General features: G+C 65.3%; 16 protein-coding genes. 12 read left to right on the plus strand and 4 right to left on the minus strand.

The genetic code is table 11. The features are described 5' to 3' along the window. Positions 1–69: 69 nt before the first annotated feature. Positions 70–906: a TetR/AcrR family transcriptional regulator gene (locus LJ655_RS06925; RefSeq protein WP_230560517.1), complete on the plus strand. Its 837-nt coding sequence runs from the start codon at positions 70–72 to the stop codon at positions 904–906. Between the two features lie 41 nt (positions 907–947). Then, entirely contained in the window at positions 948–2,084 is a 1,137-nt protein-coding gene (locus LJ655_RS06930) for an enoyl-CoA hydratase/isomerase family protein (protein WP_230560518.1), read from the plus strand. A gap of 63 nt (positions 2,085–2,147) precedes the next feature. On the opposite strand, the gene LJ655_RS06935 is transcribed toward LJ655_RS06930, so the two are convergent. Then, positions 2,148–2,573 (minus strand): hypothetical protein, encoded by a 426-nt coding sequence (locus LJ655_RS06935; RefSeq protein ID WP_230560519.1) that lies wholly within the window; start codon positions 2,571–2,573, stop codon positions 2,148–2,150. Positions 2,574–2,983: 410 nt separating this feature from the next. Between LJ655_RS06935 and ssuD the strand changes: the two genes are divergently transcribed. The 4 genes from ssuD (at position 2,984) to LJ655_RS06955 (ending at position 6,343) form a co-directional block, all read left to right on the plus strand. After that, positions 2,984–4,144, plus strand: a complete 1,161-nt coding sequence (gene ssuD, locus LJ655_RS06940) for an FMNH2-dependent alkanesulfonate monooxygenase (RefSeq protein WP_230560520.1) — start codon at positions 2,984–2,986, stop codon at positions 4,142–4,144. A gap of 74 nt (positions 4,145–4,218) precedes the next feature. Next, complete coding sequence (gene ssuC / locus LJ655_RS06945) at positions 4,219–5,067, plus strand: aliphatic sulfonate ABC transporter permease SsuC (RefSeq protein WP_230560521.1); 849 nt, start codon at positions 4,219–4,221, stop codon at positions 5,065–5,067. After that, positions 5,064–6,071 (plus strand): ATP-binding cassette domain-containing protein, encoded by a 1,008-nt coding sequence (locus LJ655_RS06950; protein WP_230560522.1) that lies wholly within the window; start codon positions 5,064–5,066, stop codon positions 6,069–6,071. Before ssuC ends, LJ655_RS06950 begins: the two co-directional genes overlap by 4 nt. Positions 6,072–6,127: 56 nt before the next feature. Then, complete coding sequence (locus LJ655_RS06955; protein WP_230560523.1) at positions 6,128–6,343, plus strand: TOBE domain-containing protein; 216 nt, start codon at positions 6,128–6,130, stop codon at positions 6,341–6,343. A gap of 35 nt (positions 6,344–6,378) precedes the next feature. Here the strand turns inward: LJ655_RS06955 and LJ655_RS06960 are convergent, their stop codons facing one another. After that, positions 6,379–6,648, minus strand: a complete 270-nt coding sequence (locus LJ655_RS06960) for a hypothetical protein (RefSeq protein ID WP_230560524.1) — start codon at positions 6,646–6,648, stop codon at positions 6,379–6,381. Between the two features lie 252 nt (positions 6,649–6,900). On the opposite strand from LJ655_RS06960, the gene LJ655_RS06965 reads away from it, so the two are divergent. Then, entirely contained in the window at positions 6,901–7,098 is a 198-nt protein-coding gene (locus tag LJ655_RS06965) for a hypothetical protein (protein ID WP_230560525.1), read from the plus strand. Between the two features lie 147 nt (positions 7,099–7,245). Next, complete coding sequence (locus LJ655_RS06970; RefSeq protein WP_230560526.1) at positions 7,246–7,488, plus strand: DUF6566 family protein; 243 nt, start codon at positions 7,246–7,248, stop codon at positions 7,486–7,488. A gap of 137 nt (positions 7,489–7,625) precedes the next feature. Here the strand turns inward: LJ655_RS06970 and LJ655_RS06975 are convergent, their stop codons facing one another. Further along, positions 7,626–7,895, minus strand: coding sequence for a hypothetical protein (locus LJ655_RS06975; RefSeq protein ID WP_230560527.1), 270 nt, complete (start codon positions 7,893–7,895; stop codon positions 7,626–7,628). 544 nt (positions 7,896–8,439) lie between these two features. Beyond that, a complete protein-coding gene (locus LJ655_RS06980) occupies positions 8,440–9,909 on the minus strand; it encodes an efflux transporter outer membrane subunit (protein WP_230560528.1) in 1,470 nt (489 codons plus the stop codon). A gap of 98 nt (positions 9,910–10,007) precedes the next feature. Between LJ655_RS06980 and LJ655_RS06985 the strand changes: the two genes are divergently transcribed. From LJ655_RS06985 to LJ655_RS07000, 4 genes are all read left to right on the plus strand, one after another. Continuing rightward, positions 10,008–10,625: a TetR/AcrR family transcriptional regulator gene (locus tag LJ655_RS06985; protein ID WP_230560529.1), complete on the plus strand. Its 618-nt coding sequence runs from the start codon at positions 10,008–10,010 to the stop codon at positions 10,623–10,625. 76 nt (positions 10,626–10,701) lie between these two features. Next, a complete protein-coding gene (locus LJ655_RS06990; RefSeq protein ID WP_230560530.1) occupies positions 10,702–11,823 on the plus strand; it encodes an efflux RND transporter periplasmic adaptor subunit in 1,122 nt (373 codons plus the stop codon). Continuing rightward, positions 11,820–14,918: an efflux RND transporter permease subunit gene (locus LJ655_RS06995; RefSeq protein ID WP_230560531.1), complete on the plus strand. Its 3,099-nt coding sequence runs from the start codon at positions 11,820–11,822 to the stop codon at positions 14,916–14,918. Before LJ655_RS06990 ends, LJ655_RS06995 begins: the two co-directional genes overlap by 4 nt. Before the next feature lie 236 nt (positions 14,919–15,154). After that, the gene (locus tag LJ655_RS07000; RefSeq protein ID WP_230560532.1) at positions 15,155–16,339 is read left to right on the plus strand and encodes a thiolase family protein; all 1,185 of its coding nucleotides are present in this window, start codon (positions 15,155–15,157) and stop codon (positions 16,337–16,339) included. Positions 16,340–16,357 lie beyond the last annotated feature (18 nt).

Below are 16,357 nucleotides of genomic sequence, written 5' to 3' on the forward strand. Positions count from 1 at the left end.
AACATCGTTCAGTGAACGCTGTTCAGTTTAATTTGACTTTTCAGTTTGTCAATCTGAAAATTGCGAATCATGGGAATCGCCGAACGAAAAAACCGTCAGAAGCAGGCGCTGCGCGAACGTATCCTCGATGCCGCGCGGCGCATCGTCGTGCGCGAGGGCTTTGCCGCGCTGTCGATGCGCAAGATCGCCGACGCGATCGAATATTCGCCCGCCACGCTGTATCTGCATTTCGCGAGCCGCGACGACATCGCGCGGGCCTTGTGCGCGGAGGGATACGCGCAGTTGCTCGCGACCTTCGTGCCGCTCATGCAAATCGCCGATCCCGCCGAACGGTTGAAGGCGCTTGGGCGCGCGTACGTCGCGTTCGGCGTCGAGCATCCGGAAACGTACCGGCTGATTTTCATGGAGGATCCGAGCTACACCGGCGCGGCGCTGGGCGGCGCAGTGGGCGTTGGCAAAGACGAGGGTAACGCGGGCGAGCCCAGCGCGAACACCCGGAGAGGTCATTCGACCACCGCCCCGGGCAACGCCGCCGGCGAGGCCAGCGAGGACCTCGGCGACGCCGCGCTGCAGATCATGATCGACGCGCTCGACGAATTGCGCACCGCGGGTCGTCTTCCGGCGCCGGTTGCATCGGTGGAGCCGGCCGTCCGGGCCGAGGCGTTGTGGGCGAGTCTGCACGGCATCGTCGCGCTGTATCTCACTTGCCCGGTGTTTCCGAGCGCGCCACTCGACACGCTCGTCGGCGTGACCCTCGACGCGTGGCTCGGGGCGCCGCAGACCGCGAGGGCGGGCGGATCGGCCAACGCCGCTGTTCGCGGCGAGAAACGGCCCAAGCGGCTCCCAGCTTCCTCCACGGACCCGCCCCCTCGGCCTCCCGCCAGGCGTAAAGCTGCGGGCCCGTGATAACGTTCAGTTCCCACTCATTCCGTGTCGCCGCGCCCGCCATGTCCACGTCCGCCTCGCCCGCCGTCAGCGACGAAATCGCGACCCACGTAGCCAACCGCATCGGCTTCATCGAACTGGAGCGGCCGAAAGCGCTGAATGCGCTGTCGACCGGCATGATCCGCGCGATCCACGCCGCGCTCGACCAGTGGCGGGAGGCCCCCGAGGTGCTGGCCGTCGTCGTGCGCAGCCAGCACCAGCGCGCATTCTGCGCGGGCGCCGACCTCCGCTTCCTGTACGAGACGGCGCAACGCGGCGACCAGCAGGCGCGCGACACCTTCTTCTGCGAGGAATACCGCCTCAATCACGCGATCTTCACGTACCCGAAGCCGTATATCGCCTTGATGAACGGCATCGTGATGGGCGGCGGCATGGGCATTTCGCAAGGCGCGCATCGCACCGGCGGCCTGCGCGTCGTCACGCAATCGACGCAGATGGCGATGCCCGAAACCCGCATCGGCCTGTTTCCCGACGTCGGGGCGAGCTGGTTTCTCGCGCGCACGCCCGGCGCGATCGGCCGTTACCTGGCCGTGACCGGCGAGACGATCGGCGCGGCCGACGCGCTATACGCGGGCCTTGCCGATGCCTATATCGACGGCGAGGCGTTGCCCGCGCTGATCGACACGTTGCGCCGCGAACCTTTCGAGAGCGGCCCGGATGTGGTTGCATGCATCGAGCGCGAGACGCTCGGGTATCAGGTCGTGCCTCGCCCCGAGGAAAGCGCGCTCGCGAAGGCGCGTACGCTGATCGACCGGCATTTCGCGTCAGCCGAGGTCGCGCGGATCCTCGCGTCGCTCGAACAGGAACGCGAGCGCGGCGGTGAGGCGGCGCAGTGGGCCGATCAGACGATCGCGGTGCTGCGCGAACGCTCGCCGCTGTCGATGGCGGTCTCGCTCGAAGTGGTCACGCGTGCCGAAGGGTCGATGGCCGACGTGCTACGCGTCGATCTCGATCTGGCGCGCTCGAGCTTTCTGCTCGGGGATATGGTGGAGGGGATTCGCGCGCGCATCATCGACAAGGACAACGCGCCGCACTGGCGCTTCGCGCGCATCGAGGACGTCAAGCCGGCCGATGTGGAGAAGATGTTCGAGAGCCCATGGCCGGCGAACGAGCATCCGTTGCGCGCGCTGCGCGGCTGAACGCGCCATTCACGATCCTGCCCGTGCGAATCCATGCACCGCGCGCACGCGGGCGCGCCGCGCTTATTCCTCGGCCTCGCTTGCCATGAACGCTCGCATGAATACGAGCGCGCCCCAGCCCCACATCGCATTCGCGGCGAAGCCGACCGCGAGACGCGGCAGCATGTTGCCGCTCGGCCAGATGCCGCGCAGCGGATCGACCACGAACACGCTCGCCGCCGTCAGCACGATGCCGCCGAACACGAACGCGGGGACCCACGGTGCGTGCCGGTGCGGCGCGACTCGCAGCAGCCAGGCCATCAGCACGGCCCAGCACGCGCTCCAGATTGCGTTAGCGATGAACTCAGGCAAGCCGAGCGGCAAAAACGGCGCAGTAGAAAAACCGTTGGGGTCGATCATGCCGGCGGCGTGCATGAGCGCCAGCGTCGATTCGTGAAAGAACAGGGAAGCCAGAAAACCGGCAACGAACGGCAGAATAATTTTTTGCATGCATTGCACCGGCAACGTACAGGTGATGCGAATGCAAGACCTGCACCGGGTGATGGGAAACGAGCGCCATTATATCGACAGGGGTGGGGCCGGCCCGGCGGCGCGTGTATAAAGCGCAACATCCGTATGCGGTAGCGCCGGGCTAATCACGAAAGCGGAAAACCTAAGCTCAAAAAAATCGTTCAAAAGCCGCGGACCGCTCCATAGACTCTTCCCTCATGCAGACGGCGCAGGCGTGGCCGTCATCCGTTGAATCGGGCGCGTTGCGCGCACGTTGGTGGTCTGAGTCCACCGTCCGTTTTGCAATCCTTCAACCCGTCGCAGCGCCTTGCCGGTTGCCGGCTCGATGCGCGCGGCCGGCGCTCGCGCGCACCGTATTCATTCCGTCAAGAACAGGCAGGAGCAACTACATGAATGTGTTCTGGTTCATCCCGACTCACGGCGATAGCCGCTATCTCGGTACGTCCCAAGGCGCACGCGCAGCCGATTACGACTACTTCCGTCAGATCGCCGTCGCCGCCGATACGCTCGGCTACGAGGGCGTGCTGCTGCCGACCGGCCGCTCGTGCGAGGACGCATGGGTCGTCGCGTCTAGCCTGATTCCCGCGACGCAGCGGCTCAAGTTCCTCGTTGCGATTCGACCGGGGCTGTCGTCGCCGGGGCTCGCCGCACGCATGGCGGCGACGTTCGACCGGCTCTCGAACGGTCGCCTGCTGATCAACGTCGTGACCGGTGGCGACGCTGCCGAACTGGCCGGCGACGGCGTGTTCGTCGATCACGACACGCGCTACGAAATCACCGACGAGTTTCTGCATATCTGGCGCAAGCTGCTCGCCGCGTCACACACCAACGAAGCGATCGATTTCGACGGCAGGCATCTGCAGTCGAAGGGCGGCAAGGCGCTGTATCCGCCGGTTCAGAACCCGCATCCGCCGCTGTGGTTCGGCGGCTCGTCAGCGGCTGCGCACGACATCGCGGCCGAGCACATCGACACCTATCTGACGTGGGGCGAGCCGCCCGAAGCGGTCGCGAAGAAGCTCGCCGACATCCGCGCGCGCGCCGCGGCGCGCGGCCGACAGATCCGCTTCGGCATCCGCTTGCACGTGATCGTGCGCGAGACCGAGGAAGAAGCGTGGGCCGCCGCCGACAAGCTCATCAGCAAGCTCGACGACGACACGGTCGCGCGTGCGCAAGCCTCGTTCGCGAAGATGGATTCAGAGGGGCAGCGCCGCATGGCCGCGCTGCACGGCGGCAAGCGCGGCGGGCGCGAGCAGCTCGAGGTGTATCCGAATCTGTGGGCGGGCGTCGGGCTCGTGCGCGGCGGCGCCGGCACCGCGCTGGTCGGCAGCCCGGAGCAGGTGGCCGCGCGCATGAAGGAATACGCGGCGCTCGGCATCGAGACGTTCATCCTGTCGGGCTATCCCCACCTCGAGGAATCGTATCGTTTCGCCGAGCTCGTGTTTCCGCTGCTGCCGCAACGACGCAGCAAGGTGGCCAACGGGCCGTTGTCAGGGCCGTTCGGCGAGATCGTCGGCACCAGCTATCTGCCGAAGGCGGCGAGCGCAAGCTGAGCGGGCGCGAAGCGTCTGTCGCGCGGCTTGCGTGACCGGCTCGCGACGATCGGCAGGCAAGGAGAAAAGCCAACATGAGTGACACGACTTTGAGCGCGACCGCGAGGGCGACCCCGCAGGCCGCGAGCGGCACGCGCGCCGCCGCGCTGCGCCGTTGGCGCGCGCATCTGCTGCCATGGCTCGCACCGCTTGCGATCCTGCTCGCGTGGGAATTCGCCGCGCGTAGCGGCGCGCTGTCGACACGCGTGCTGCCCGAGCCGCTCGCGGTCGTGAAGGCCGCCTGGTCGCTGATCCAGTCCGGCGAAATGTGGGCGGACGTGAAGGTCAGCACGTGGCGGGCGGTGTCGGGCTTCGCGATCGGCGGGGGCATCGGACTCGTGCTCGGACTCGCGACGGGTCTCTTCAAACCCGCGGAAATCGTACTCGATTCGACCGTGCAGATGATCCGCAACATCCCGGCGCTCGCGATGATTCCGCTCGTGATCCTGTGGTTCGGTATCGAGGAAGAAGCGAAGGTGTTCCTCGTCGCGCTCGGGGTGTTTTTCCCGGTCTATGTGAACACGTTCCACGGCATCCGTTCGGTCGATGCAAACCTGATCGAGATGGCGCGCAGCTATGGCGTCAAAGGTTTCGCGCTGTACCGCCACGTGATCCTGCCGGGCGCGCTGCCGTCGATTCTGGTGGGCGTGCGCTTCGCGTTCGGCCTGATGTGGGTCACGCTGATCGTCGCCGAAACCATCTCCGCGCAATCGGGCATCGGCTACATGACGATGAATGCGCGCGAATTCCTGCAAACCGATGTGGTGGTGGTCGGCATTCTGTTGTACGCGGCGCTCGGCAAACTCGCGGACATGCTCGCGAAGGGCCTGGAGCGCGTGTCGCTGCGCTGGCATCCGGCCTATCAGCGAGGAGCAAAAGCATGAGTGCAACGACGCTATCGACGACATTCGGCGGCATCGCGGGCAGCGATCTCGAGGCGGAGCTCGCGCAGGCGCGAGTCGCGGATCACGACGCGAATGAAGCGTTGGAGATCGAGCGGGAGGCGGCGGCTGCGGCGCCCCACGGACTGCAATTTACCGACGCGCTCGCGCGCAATGACGCGCGCCCGGCGAGCGACCCCGCGGTGCGATTGCGCGGCGTCGGCAAGCACTATGGCGACCGCGAGGTGCTGTCGGGCTTCGATCTGTCGATCGAGCGGGGCAGCTTCGTCGCGATCGTCGGCCGCAGCGGCTGCGGCAAGTCGACCTTGCTGCGGCTCATCGCGGGTCTCGAAGAAACCAGCTCGGGCGCGCTCGAAAAGCGCGCCGTCGACGGCGGTCCGCTCGATACCCGCATTATGTTTCAGGATGCGCGTCTATTGCCGTGGAAAACCGTGCTGCAGAACGTGATGCTCGGCATCAGCCGTGGCGCGCGCGACGATGCGCGCGCGGTGCTCGCCGAAGTCGGCCTGCTCGAACGCGCGAACGACTGGCCCGCGCAACTGTCGGGCGGCCAGCGGCAGCGCGTCGCGCTCGCGCGGGCGCTCGTGCATCGTCCGCAATTGCTGCTGCTCGACGAGCCGCTCGGCGCGCTCGATGCGTTGACGCGCATTGAAATGCACGCGCTGATCGAACGGCTGTGGCGCGAGCATCGCTTCACTGCGCTGCTGGTCACGCACGACGTGCACGAAGCGGTCGCGCTCGGCGACCGGATTCTGCTGATCGAGGAAGGGCGCATCGCACTCGATCAGCCGGTGGCGCTCGCGCGGCCGCGCGAGCGGGCGTCGGCGGGTTTCGCTGCGCTCGAAGACCACGTGCTGCAACGCGTGCTGAAAAGCGCGCCGAACGACGACACGCAGGCGCATCGCGCGTATGAGCCCTATGACCCGTACGGCTTGCCCGAACCCGGCCATCTCAGGCGGCCGACCGACGTGCGCTGGGCCGTCTGAGTTTTGAACCGAATCGATCCGTTCCGTTATCAACCGCTACTGTGGAGTTATCTGAAATGAGCATTTCCGCCATCAACGTGCGCAATCAGTTCAAAGGCAAGGTCAGGGAAATCATTCGCGGCTCGGTGGTATCCGAAGTCGATGTGGAGACGCCGTTCGGCATCGTCACGTCGGTGATCACGACGCGCTCGGTCGACGAACTCGAACTGAAAGTCGGCTCGGAGGTGGTCGCGCTCGTGAAATCGACCGAGGTGTCGATCGCGCGCCTCTGATCACGCCTTCCTGATGCGGGCGGCGTGCGCAGCGGCTACTTCGCGTTCGCGCCGCTTGCGGGCGGCTCGTGCGACATATGGTCGTTGGTCGGCTTGGCCGGCCGCTTGATCGGCATGTTGTCGGGATTGCCCGAGCCGGCGGCGCCAGATGCCGCCTCGGGCGGTTTGGCCATTGGCGTATGGCTGTCGGGCGGCGTGCCGGGCGCCGTCTGCGCGACGGCGCTTGCGCCGCTTACACCGATTGCGAGCAGCGCCGCCAGCGCGGTCGCGGTGGCCGTCAGCGTGACCCGTTTATCTCGCTTCATGTCGCTCTCCTTCGATGTCGCGTGCCGCCGGTCGGCGCGCGGCTGTGTGCACAATTCGCGGTAGCAGGCCGTGTTCCGGGGCCGCTGCTCGCGCGCCGAACTGTGTTTTTACCCGTGCTCTGATCGCTCACGCCTGCGCGAGACGCCAATTTGCAGCTTCGGTGCTTCATGCGGCGCGCCCATCGTCCACGTACGCCTGCATCCGCCGATGAAACTTGCTACGATGAATTGAGTATTCCGACGGAGACGGCCATGTCGAAGTCCCTGAGTCCTGAAGCGGTCGAAGCGTTGCGGCGTCTGAACGACGTCGGCGTCGGACAGACGGCGCCCCAAGTCGAGCAGTCCGTCGTGGCGGAGTTACTGGCATGTGACCTCGTTGCCGAAGCAGGCAGTGGTGAGGTCGAAATCAACTGCAAGGGCCGGCAATATCTTTCCGGCGATTGCGACTGATCCGCCGATCGACGGCCGGCCGCAGGGCCGGTCTGGAGAGCGGAGCGGCGCGTCGCGGGTGAGTCGTGATCCGGTCGTCCGGCATCGCGACGCCCGCGACGCGCGCGTGTACGCTTGCCCGCGATTGGCGATCCCACGGAGGCGAGCATGGAGCCGAAGGGCGTCGACATGGGCGACTACCAGGCGCGCTATGGCGACTATGACATCGAGGTGGCGGTCGAGCAGGTGCTGACCGGCGTCAAGGCGCATTTCCGGGTGCTGCGCGACGATTCGACGGTGGTCGACTGGCAGCTCGTGCACATCGACAGCTTATGGTCCACCGAGCATGCGGCCGCAGAGGCGGGATTTCGCGCAGCGCGCGAGTTGATCGATGCGGGACTGGCGAGCTAGAGGCCGGCAGGCGTGTCACGACGGACCGGCCGAGGCCGTCGCTAACGTAACGAGGCGCCGGCATCGATACTGCATGCGCGGCGCCTGGTTTGATCGCTGCCCTCGAGGACAGCGGATCTGACGGTGCGAGTGGTGGCTTAGTGGCCGAAGTACACCGATCGCGAGGTTGAAGCGGGTTCGCTGCGCGAGCCCGACTGCGTGGACACGCTATTCACGCCACCGTATGCATTCGATTGGGCGTTGGCGCGTTCAGCCGCGACGGTCTGCGCATTCTGGCCTTGTTGCGAAGCCGGCGCGCCGACCGCCGGACGATAGTACGGTGCGGGACCGTAGCCGCTTGCGAAAGCAGGAGCGGCGATCGCGGCAGAAGCGGCAACGAGCAGGGCGGCGATGAGCTTGGTCTTCATGGTAAGACTCCAATAACGTTGGGACTGCATTTCGGGAACCTGTTGCAGGAGCCAATGAGCAAGGTGTCTGCAACGTCGATGGAGGGCAGTGTATACCCCTACTATCAAAGATTTATGCCGATAATCTGAATTTACTATTCCCGGTCGGGAAATAATCCCTCAGACGTAAGCGTGGCGGGGCAGAGCGGCGATCGATCCCCGTCGGCAAAGCGGTTTTTGAAAATCGGGGAAGGCGGGAGGGAATAATGTGCGGGCAGAGACAGTCAGCCAACCAATAACGGCGTTGTGGTTGCTTAACCTGCGTTTGGCCGTGAGCGAGAAGGCGGAACGACGATCTCTACCTTGCCGGTCGCAACGTGGTAAACCAGACCCGAAACCGCAACTGCCCTAGCGCAGTTCGCTGACTGCCGCTCGACTGACGTCGCGACGCGCTGACCGCTGTCCGATTGCGGGCGCGACGCGAGCGGGAGTGGTGCAGTTCGCGCATGCGCGATCCCACACCGTGCGCAGGTCTCATGGCGCGCGCCAACGCAGAGCGCCTTCGTCAGCGTGAAGACAGCGACTTCTGCGCATCGAGCGATGCCGGGTCCCAGCCGCCGCCGAGCGCCTTGAACGTGGAGATCGCTGCACGCGCCGATCCGGTTTGCGCTTGCGCGCGCGCGTCGGCGGCCTCGAGCAGGGTCTCGTTGGCGTGCAATACGTCGATGAAACTCGCCGCGCCGCTGCGGTACGCCGTCATCGAGGAATCCTTGGCTCGGGACAGCGACGATTCCGCATGCGACAGCGTGGCCGCCTGTGCTTCTCGATTCACTAATGAGGAGAGCGAGTTTTCGACGTCCTCGGAGGCGCGGAGTACGGCTTGGCGATAGGCCGCGAGCGCTTGCGCGTCGGCGCCTTTCGCCTCGTCGACATCGGCGTTGATGCGCGCGAAGTCGAACAGGCGCCAGCGCAGCCCGACGAGTCCGGCCGCCTGGCTGGCGCCGCCCGAGAACAACGTACCAGCCGCGGCCGAAGTCGCGCTGCCGAGGAAGGCGTTCAGCGAGACCGTTGGATAGTACTCGGCGATCGCCGCGCCAATACGAGCATTGGCGGCGGCGAGGTGACGTTCCGCGGCGATCAGATCGGGGCGTCTTTGCAGCAGATCGGCCGGCGTGCCCATATCAGCGATCGACGGTGCAACTGGGATCGCGGTCGGCGCGCTCAACTCTGCCCGGTGCGTGCCGGCCGGCGTACCAAGCATCACGTCGAGGGAATTCGACGCGGCATCCAGCGCCGCGTCGAGGACGGGCACGGTGGCCTGAACCTGGTCGAGCGCGCCTTGCGCCTGCTGAACCTGATAGTCGGCGGCGGCGCCCTTCGAATACAGGAGTTTCACGTCTGCGAGCAGCGCTTGCTGCGTCTGCACCTGCCGGGTTGCGATATCGAGACGGGCCTGGAGCCCGCGGATCGTGACGTAGATATCCGCAGTCTGGGCCGCGACGGCGAGTCGGGTGGCGACCGCCGCCGCCTGCGTCGCCGCGTAATCGGCAAGCGCGGCTTCGCGCTGACGCCGCAAGCCGCCAAAAATGTCGATCTCCCAACTGGCTTCCAGATTGGTCTCGTACTCGGTGCCCCAGCGCTCGTAACCCGGTGTGGCATTGAGCAACTGCCCCAGCGGTGTGTTGACCGACTGATAGGCGCGCGCCGCCGAGGCGGAAACCGCCGCCGAGGGAAGCAGGGCCGCGTTGGCCGAGCCGAGGCGCGCGCGTGCCTGGGCGATTTGCGCGACGGCCTGGGCCAGGTCCAGGTTCTGGGCCAGCGCCAGAGAAACATAGTGCGTGAGCAGGGGGTCGTTGAAGCCTTCCCACCATGCGGACAGATTGGCCGCCGGAGCCTTTGCCGCGCTGGCGGACGGCGGCTGGGTCGCATAGCGCTGCGCGAGCGGCGCATCCGGGCGGTGGTAGTCGGGACCCACGGCACAGGCCGAAAGGGTGGCGACGCTAATCAGGAGAACCAGTGGAGGACGTAACGACATGATGATCTCGGGAGCGACGACAGGAAGGGTAATGTAGTGACCAATATACAATATGGTCACAAGTTGTCAACTCCCGGGTCAGGGACTAAGCTTGAGGCATGAACAAGCCCATCCCCTCCGCCTCCCCGTCCCGTGGCCCCTCGGACCACGAAGTTCGCGCCCAGATCGTCGAAGCCGCCACGGAATACTTCAGTCGCTACGGCTACGAAAAGACCACGGTCTCCGATCTCGCGAAGGAAATCGGGTTTTCGAAAGCCTATATCTACAAGTTTTTCGACTCGAAACAGGCGATCGGCGAAGTCATCTGCGCCAATCGCCTCGCCGCCATCATCGCGGCAGTCAGAGAAAACGTCCACGACGCGCACAGCGCGACGGAAAAATTTCGCCGTATGTTCAAGACCTTACTTGCCTCGGGAAGCCAGCTTTTCTTCCAGGATCGCAAGCTCTACGATATCGCCGCCGTGGCGGCCACCTCGCCTTGGCCTTCCGTCAAAGGCTATGAAGAACAGATCCGGCGACTCATCGTCGACATTCTGCGGCTCGGACGTGAAACCGGCGAATTCGAACGTAAGACGCCGCTGGACGAGGCGGTCAATGCGGTCTTTCTGGTGATGAAGCCTTACTTCAATCCCTTGCTGCTCCAGTACAACCTCGATTCCGCGGAAGAGGCCACGGTGCAGCTCGCGAGCCTGGTGCTCAGAAGCCTGGCTCCATGAATCTTGTTGTGACTATTGACTGAAACGGTCACTAGGATAAGAATGAGGTCTCCTGTTTTTTGCGAGGGGCGACCTCATGTTCCGGCACCATCATTTTGTCTACGCATTGAGCCTGGCTTCGCTCGCACTCGCGGCGTGCGGCGAGCGGCCCGCCGCTGATCCGCGTACCCAGGCGCCACTCGTGCGTACCAGCGTCGTGCACGGCGCGGCGGGCGCGAGCCGGTCGTTTTCGGGCGTCGTGGCAGCCCGCGTTCAGAGCGATCTCGGTTTCCGGGTTCAGGGCAAAGTCATCGAGCGTCTGGTCGACGCGGGCCAAACGGTCAAGCGCGGCCAACCCCTGATGCGCATCGATCCGGTCGACCTGGGACTGCAGGCCCGTTCGCAGCAGGAACTCGTGGATGCTGCGCAGGCGCGCGCGACGCAGACGGCCGCCGACGAGGCTCGGTATCGAGATCTCGTCGCGGCCGGCGCGGTGTCGGCATCGACGTATGAGCAGATCAGGGCTGCCGCCGATTCCGCCAGGGCACAGCTCGTCGCGGCGAAGGCGCAGGCGGTGCTCGCCAGCAACGCTTCCGGATACGCAGTGCTCGTGGCGGACGCTGACGGCGTGGTGGTCGAGACGCTCGCAGAGCCTGGCCAGGTGGTCGCGCCGGGGCAGATCGTCGTGCGGCTCGCGCATGCCGGACCCCGCGAGGCCGTCGTCCAGCTTCCCGAGACGCTGCGTCCGGCACCCGGCTCGATCGCCGAGGCGACGCTTTACGGCGCCGACACGAAGCCGGTTCCCGCCGCCTTGCGTCAGCTTTCCGATTCGGCCGACCGGCTTACGCGGACCTACGAGGCGAGGTACGTGCTCGAAGGCGCGCTGTCGAACGCGCCGCTCGGCGCGACCGTGACCATCGATCTCGCCGGCGATGCCGGCCAGGCACAGGCCGCGATGGAAGTGCCGATCGGCGCCGTGTTCGATCCGGGCACGGGTACCGGCGTCTGGACCGTCGATCCATCGCAGTCGCGGGCGACCTGGCACAAGGTTCGCGTCACCGCCTTGAGCGACGACAGTGCAACGGTGTCCGGCGATCTTCGCGACGGCGAGGAGGTCGTCGCGCTCGGCGCCCAGCTGATTCACGACGGAGAACGCGTGCGCGTCGCCCACGACGCGGTGGCGACTGCGTCGGTCTCACGGGAAGGAGCGGCGCAATGAGCGGCTTCAATTTATCGGCTCTTGCGGTGCGGGAGCGCTCCGTCACGCTGTTTCTGATCATTCTGATTTCGATCGCTGGCGTCGTCACCTTCTTGAAACTGGGGCGGGCCGAAGACCCGCCATTCACCGTCAAGTCGATGACGGTCATTACCGCGTGGCCCGGCGCCACCGCGCAGGAAATGCAGGATCAGGTGGCCGAGCCGCTCGAGAAGCGCATGCAGGAGTTGCGCTGGTACGACCGCACCGAGACCTATACGCGTCCGGGGCTGGCGTTCACCACGGTGACCTTGCTCGACAGCACGCCGCCTGCGGACGTGCCGGAGGAGTTCTACCAGGCGCGCAAAAAGCTCTCCGATGAAGCGAGCCGCCTGCCGCCCGGCGTGATCGGTCCGCTCGTCAATGACGAGTATTCCGATGTCACGTTCGCGCTGTTCGCACTCAAGGCGAAAGGCGAGCCGCAACGCTTGCTGGTGCGTGACGCCGAGGGACTGCGCCAGCGTCTCCTCCATGTGCCGGGCGTCAAGAAGGTGAACATCATCGGCGAGCAGGCGGAACGGATCTATGTCTCGTTTTCGCACGACCGGCTCGCGACGCTCGGCGTGACGCCGCAGGATATCTTCGCAGCCCTGAATAACCAGAACGTGCTGACACCCGCCGGTTCGATCGACACGGCGGGCGCGCAGGTTTTCATTCGCGTCGAAGGTGCGTTCGACAGACTGCAGACCATCCGCGATACGCCCATCGTTGTTCAAGGCCGAACGTTGAAGCTCTCGGACGTGGCCACCGTCGAGCGCGGTTACGAAGATCCGGCCACCTTCCAGATTCGCAACAAGGGCGAGCCTGCGCTGCTGCTCGGCGTCGTGATGCGGGACGGCTGGAATGGGCTCACCCTCGGGCAGGCGCTCGACACGGAAGTCGCATCGATCAATGCAGGGCTGCCGCTCGGGATGAGTCTCACGAAGGTGACCGATCAGGCCGTCAACATTCATTCGGCGATCGACGAGTTCATGGTCAAGTTCTTCGTTGCGCTGCTCGTGGTGATGGTCGTGAGCTTCGCGAGCATGGGGTGGCGCGTCGGCATCGTGGTGTCGGCTGCGGTGCCGCTGACACTCGCGGGCGTGTTCGTCGTCATGGCCGCGACGGGCAAGAGCTTCGACCGCATCACGCTGGGTTCGCTGATTCTCGCGCTGGGCCTGCTCGTCGACGACGCGATCATCGCCATCGAGATGATGGTCGTGAAAATGGAGGAGGGCTATAGCCGCGTTCAGGCGTCGGCGTATGCGTGGAGCCACACGGCGGCGCCGATGCTCTCGGGCACGCTGGTCACGGCCGTCGGCTTCATGCCGAATGGCTTTGCGCGCTCGACGGCGGGCGAATACACGAGCAACATGTTCTGGATCGTCGGCATCGCCTTGATTACTTCATGGATCGTTGCCGTTGTGTTCACGCCGTATCTCGGCGTCAAGCTGTTGCCCGACATTCCCGTGATCGTAGGCGGCCACGGCGCGATCTACAACACGCGGAACTACCAGCGTTTTCGCGAGTTTCTGGGACGCGTGATCCGACGAAAGTGGCTGGTCGCGGGAATCGTGGTGGCCTCGTTCGTGATCGCCGTGATGGGCATGGCGCTCGTGAAAAAGCAGTTCTTCCCGACCTCCGATCGCCCGGAAGTACTCGTGGAAGTGCAGATGCCCTACGGTACGTCGATCGAACAGACCTCCGCGGCAACGGAAAAGGTCGAGGCCTGGCTCGCGAAGCAGCCGGAAGCGAAGATCGTGACGTCGTACATCGGACAGGGGGCGCCGCGCTTCTATCTGGCGATGTCGCCGGAGTTGCCCGATTCGTCCTTCGCGAAGATGGTGATTCGCACGAGTGACGAGAAGCAGCGCGAGGCGCTCAAATTCCGTCTGCGCAAAGTTATTGCGGAAGGCCTGGTGCCAGGGGCTCAGGTTCGCGTCACCCAACTGGTGTTCGGCCCATACTCGCCTTACCCCGTTGCGTTCAGGGTCATGGGCCCGGACGCGCAGACCTTGCGCACCATTGCCGCGCAGGTGGAACGGACCATGAACGCGAACCCGATGATGCGCACGGTGAACGCCGACTGGGGGCCGCGCGTTGCCACCGTGCATTTCACGCTCGATCAAAATCGGCTCGGGGCATTCGGCTTGACGTCGAATTCCGTCGCGCAGCAACTGCAATTCCTGCTGACCGGCATTCCCGTCACGCACGTGCGCGAGGACATTCGTTCGGTGGAACTCGTCGCGAGATCGGCGGGCGAGATCCGGCTCGATCCGCAGCGTATCGACGGATTTACGCTGATCGGCGCGGCGGGTCAGCGCGTGCCGCTCTCGCAGATCGGCAAGGTCGATATCCGCATGGAAGATCCGATTCTTCGCCGCCGCGATCGGACGCCGACGATCACCGTGCGCGGAGATATTGCGGAGGGACTGCAGCCGCCCGATGTGTCGACGGCGACGCTGGCGCAACTTCAGCCGATTATCGCGAAGCTGCCCGATGGCTACCGGATCGAGGAAGCCGGGTCCATCGAGGAATCCAACAAGGCGACGAAGGCGCTCGCGCCGCTGTTCCCGATCATGATTGCGCTGACGCTGCTCATCATCATTTTTCAGACGCGCTCGATCGCCGCGACCATGATGGTGTTCGCGACCAGTCCGCTGGGTTTGATCGGCGTTGTGCCGACACTGCTGCTGTTCAACCAGCCCTTCGGGATCAACGCGCTGGTGGGGCTCATTGCACTCTCCGGCATCCTGATGCGCAATACGTTGATCCTGATCGGCCAGATCGAGCACAACGCGCGCGAAGGCATGGCGCCGTTCGACGCGGTGGTGGAGGCCACCATCCAGCGCTCGAGGCCGGTGATTCTGACCGCACTTGCCGCGATGCTTGCGTTCATTCCGCTGACCCATTCCGTGTTCTGGGGCACGTTGGCTTATACGCTGATCGGCGGGACATTCGCCGGAACGATTCTGACGCTGGTGTTTCTGCCGGCCATGTACTCGATCTGGTTCAGGATACGGCCCGAGGCAGGGGAACACCGCTCCGCGCTCGAACCCCGCGCCAGTGCGATTGCGTAGACAGGTCCGCACCCGGGCGATGATGGTTGCGCCCGGCGCCTGTCCAGGCCGGTCGACGACGAGGCGTTCGGGCGAAAAGCAAGTCGCCGTTGTGTCATGCGCAACGAGCCGCCGCGTTGCTGCCGCCGTGCGCACGCGAGGTTTGATGCCACGCCGGGACGTCAATGCCATCGAGAAATCAAACGTGGCTCGCGGGACATTGACTTCTACACATGTTGCTTAAAGGAGAATTGACGATGAGTACACGTGAGATTGTGTTGTGCCAGCCGGTGCGTACGGCGATTGGCGGCTTCAATGGCGCATTCAAGGATGTCCCTGCTACCGAGCTTGGCGCAGTCGTGGTGCGCGAAACATTGGCGCGCGCAACCCTCGATCCCGCGCTGCTCGGCTCCGTGGTGCTCGGCAATGTGATCCAGGCGGGTAACAAGATGAACCCGGCTCGCCAGGCGGAGCTTGGCGGCGGCGTGCCGGTGACGGTGCCGGCGCTGACGCTCAACCGCGTATGCGGCTCGGGTGCGCAGGCTATTGCCAGCGCGGCCCAGGAAGTGATGCTAGGCCTCACCGACGTCGCGCTCGCGGGCGGCATGGAGAACATGGACCGGGCGCCTTATCTGCTGGACGGCGGACGCTGGGGCTATCGCATGGGAAACGCCGAAATCCACGACAGCATGCTGCGCGATGGTCTCGTTGATGCGTTTTCCGCCCAGCATTCTGGCTGGCATACCGAAGACCTGGTGACGCAGGCCGCGCTCACGCGAGCCGAGCAGGATGACTGGGCGGTGCGTTCCCAGCAGCGCTTCGCCGCCGCGCAGGCGGCGGGGCGTTTCAAGGAGGAGATCGTGGCGGTCGAGGTGAAGGGCAAGAAGGGCGTGGAGCGCGTCGTCGCCGATGAGGCTCCGAGGCCGGACACGACGCTGGAAGGGCTTGCCAGGCTGCGCCCAGCGTTTCGCCCCGATGGCACCATCACGGCGGGCAATGCGCCAGGCCTGAACAGCGCGGCGAGCGCCATGCTGGTGGCCGAGCGCGGCTTCGCCGAAGCCCGCGGGCTCGCGCCCATGGTGAAGCTCGTGTCGTGGGGCGTGGCGGCGGTCGAGCCGGGCCTCTTCGGTCTCGGTCCTGTGCCAGCCGTTCAGCTTGCGTTGCAGCGGGCGGGCTTGTCGCTTGGCGATGTGGACCGCTTCGAGATCAATGAAGCGTTTGCGGCGGTGCCGCTCGCGGTGATGAAGGAACTGGGCATCCCCGAGGACATCGTGAACGTCGAGGGCGGCGCGATCGCGCACGGCCATCCGATCGGCGCGACCGGTGCGATTCTTACCACGCGCCTTGCGTGGTCGATGCAGCGCGATGGGCTGCGCCGCGGCGTCGTGACTCTTTGCATCGGCGGCGGCCAGGGAATCGCGCTGGTGCTCGAGAAAGTGTGAGGACGTCGCGCCGCCTGA

Source organism: Paraburkholderia translucens (genome assembly GCF_020881035.1).
Taxonomy (GTDB): domain Bacteria; phylum Pseudomonadota; class Gammaproteobacteria; order Burkholderiales; family Burkholderiaceae; genus Paraburkholderia; species Paraburkholderia translucens.